This window comes from Photorhabdus heterorhabditis, assembly GCF_018448905.1.
Lineage (GTDB): Bacteria > Pseudomonadota > Gammaproteobacteria > Enterobacterales > Enterobacteriaceae > Photorhabdus > Photorhabdus heterorhabditis.
On the sequence record NZ_RCWA01000086.1, the window covers coordinates 1 to 4,018 of the forward strand.

The following is a 4,018-nucleotide window of genomic DNA, read 5'->3' on the forward strand; positions in this document are numbered from 1 at the left end:
GCTCGGCTGGGAACAGGTGATGCCTGATACTTTACTGCGGTTGATTGCTGTTCCGGGTAACCATTTTAGTTTATTGGAGGATAATGAGAATCGCATTGGGTTAGCTCAGGCTCTGAATATGGCGTTGTCAATCGACAGTGACGGGGAGGTTTTGTCATACTGATATATTAAGAAATATGGAATTATTTAGTGTTGATGTGATAATCCGGTATACATTGTTTATACCGGATTTTTTCTGCATTAAAACAGAATAAGGCAAGTGATAATTTCGATATAAGTTATTTTTCAGGCTTGTTTGTTATTATTGCTGCTATTTTCTGTTGTGTGATCTAAATCGGATTTTATTGTTGGATTTATTTTGTTTTTTTTGATTGCCTTGGAATTCCAATCATATGTTTAATTGTAGAGTTATTGTTGGAAATATTCCTTGCAATAAATCATTAGGAGAAGATAATTGAAGTTGTTAACATGGTAATGTGTTTTTGGGTGATGATATAGGCTGATTTAATTATCCTTAATTTCATGATCTCGCTTTTGGACACCGTTTATATCCAATAGATTTCAAGTTGCATCGCGGCGGCAAGGGAGCGAATCCCCGGGAGCATAGATAACTATGTGACCGGGGTGAGTGAGTGCAGCCAACAAAGAAGCAACTTGAAAGATGACGGGTATATTTTAAATAACTCGTGATCATTACGGGCCTACCTATTAGGAGTAATTTCTGGAGGCTGTTATTGTGAATAAATAGTGGGCTAGGGTTGCATGCATGAAAAATAGCCCTATGTGATAGGTAGTAAGAATAAAAAAACGGTAGGGAACAGCCTAAATGTATACGTTTGGAGGTATATGCAAATTGAATAATAGTAGACTTTGCTCCAGCTTGCACAACACGTCAGTAAATATCGTGTGGCGTTCTAAAAATCGCGTAAAACAACTAATCGGACCTAACTAACTCTTATAAGATCAATATATTACTGCATTGATTATTATGTGGAGCATGCTATTTTATTATTATGAAATAATCAGTAACGAAGTTAATTGTAATTTGTAATGTTTCTTTGTGTTATTAAGTGGTGACAATATTTTATTAGTTTTATGACTTAATTATCGTTAAATAATACCGGATGTGATCATTATTAATCTAAGATTATGTTTTTACCTGATAGGCAAATAAATGCAGTCAATGATGCCATTTTTAGTTATGGAATTAAGCGTCAGACAATGAAAATTTGGGGGGGTTATCTAAAAACCAGCAAAATAGAATATTTTATTCCGATTTACTAGGTGAGTTATTTGCTTTGTTGTTCGGGAAATTATTGCTACATAGTTGTCGCTTTTAATAACTATTAATTGGGCTATTGCGTTTAGAGCCTAATAGAAAGTGCTGCCTAAGTATCTTGATTAATGCTTGATGTGTTTGTTGCATTCTTCCTCAGTCAAGTGGACAAAAAGTAAGAAAAATATTTGTGAAGATTTCCATGACTGACCGTTTTCAAATATCCAATAGATTCGTTGAGGTGATAATAGATGAAAGGTAACATTGCTACAGAGGGAAATGTTCTTAAAGCCGAAGCTCTCTCTCAAATGCCATGTGAAAATATAATTAATAGTGCAAATGACGCATCGATTCCATCACGAATGTGCGTTGTTGTAGGGGGAACGACTCTTGCGGTGTTCTGCGCTGAGCAAATTCAGGCGGCTGGGCATATCATACAAGCAGTACTATCTACGGATATTGTTCTACAAACTTGGGCTGCCCAGCAAGGGATTGTTTGTGTGAACTCTGTTGATGCCTTACAAGAACAAATCGCGTTACACCCTGTCGATTGGCTTTTTTCAATAGTCAACCCAATCATCCTGCCTGTTTCGCTGCTTGAACAGATTAGCGGCGGGGCTTTTAATTATCATAATAGTCCGCTGCCACGTTATGCGGGCAGTCATGCAACTTCCTGGGCGTTGTTAGCGCGGGAAACAGATTACGCTATTTCCTGGCATTGTATTGAAAGTGGCGTAGATACGGGCGATATTGCTATGCAATGGCCGGTATCGATTGAAGAACAGGATAATGCTTTCTCGTTAAACCTGAAATGTTATCAAGCTGCTCAGAACGGATTTATTGAACTATTGAACAATCTGGGTCACGGTACACTGGTGACTTATCAACAGGACCTCTCGCAACGGAGTTTTTATGCTTTATCGCATCGTCCTGATTTTGGTGGGTATTTGTGTTGGGAGCAGTCTGGAGAAGCCCTGTCAGCTTTGGTACGAGCATTAGATTTTGGGGAAAATTACTCAAATCCACTGGGTTGCCCGAAACTGTTACTGAGACAGGGTACGGTACAAGTTTCCTGGCTTCAACGATTGAAAGCGTGTTCTGAGGGGGAGCCGGGCACGTTGATTAGTGTGGAGGAGGATGCCTGGCAGGTGACGACCGGCAGTGAGGATGTTCGGATCGGAGGTTTTGCCACCCTTGAAGGTAATCTTCTGTCTGCCAGGGAGCTTGCTGATATATCGGAACTGAGGCCAGGTAAACAACTTCCCCGGCTTTCCTCACAGCAGACTCAGGATGTAAGAAATATCCTTCAAGCACTCGCATCCAGTGAGCCATTTTGGTATGGGCGTCTTGCCTCTTTGCAACCCCTCCAGTTACCTTTTGAAATGACGGGGAAACAGCTAGAACCCCGATGGGCAATCAGTTCATGGCAGTCTCCATTACCAAAAAACGATGAAGAGACTCCGTTACAGTCACTATTGCAGGTGTTTGCTATCTATCTTGCACGTTTGACTCAGCAGACTGAATGCCAAATCGGCTGGTGTGTGGATGAGATAAAAGATAGCCCGACCGATCTGGCAAAAATGGTACCGATGACCATTGAAGTGGCGTTTGATCAACCCTGGAGTGCGGTCGCTGATTGGGTTGATGATGAACTTGCCCGATTAACCCGGCACCGTACATTTAGCTGCGATCTCCTTTCCCGCTATCCTTCATTGCGCGCTATCCCAGCATTAAGAACAAAGCAACCGTGGCGAATCGCTATCGATGTGATACAGGATGACAGACAGTGCGATCAGGAGGCATCCGGCGAATTGTTGACACTCCAGATGAATGCACAGGGAGATTTTCGTTGGATCTATGATGAAAATCATCTAAGTTCGGAAGTGGTTTTACGGATGAGTGAACATTTACAGGTGCTGGCGTCGTCAAAAGGGATAAGTGATGAAATCCCCGTCGGGCAACTTAATTTGCTGCCTGAAGCTGAACGTACATTGTTGCTGGAAACCTGGAACGCCACAGAAACCACCTACCCTGACCGGTTATGTGTTCACCAATTGTTTGAACAACAGGTGGAGAAAACCCCGGACGCAACTGCGTTAGTGCATGAAGCGCAGACCTTTAGTTATGCACAATTAAATGCTCGCGCTAACCAGCTGGCTCATCAGCTGATTGCTCTGGGCGTGGAGCCGGACCAGCGGGTGGCGATTTGTGTATCACGTTCTCCGGCCATGGTGGTGGGAATATTGGCGGTACTGAAAGCCGGTGGGGCTTATGTGCCACTGGACCCGGCTTATCCGGGGGAACGTCTGGCCCATATTCTGACCGATGCTGCTCCGGCTATCTTACTGGCGGACAGTGCTGGATGTGACGCACTGGGTGAGACAGCCCTGACCGGCCTGATTGTGCTTGACCCGAATTCACGGCCAGAGCAGCCGGACAGCAATCCACCGATATCTGCGCTGACTGCCGGTCATTTGGCGTACGTGATTTATACCTCCGGCTCTACCGGCGTGCCCAAAGGGGTAATGATTGAGCACCGGAATACGGTGAACTTCCTGTGCTGGGCGCGGCAGGCGTTTGCGGCGGAAGAGAGCCGGGAGACGCTTTTCTCGACGTCGATGAACTTCGACCTGTCGATTTTTGAATGTCTGATGCCGTTGTCCCGGGGGGGGGCGATTCATCTGGTGGATGATGCCCTGTCATTGATGCAGCAGGCTTTGCCGGTGAGCTTACTCAACTCAG

General features: G+C 44.2%; 1 protein-coding gene. It reads left to right on the plus strand.

Features of this window, described 5'->3' with window-relative positions:
- Nucleotides 1-1,527: 1,527 nt before the first annotated feature.
- Nucleotides 1,528-4,018 (plus strand): AMP-binding protein (locus EAE89_RS22390; RefSeq protein WP_244866707.1); only part of this gene is annotated, 2,491 nt, incomplete at its 3' end.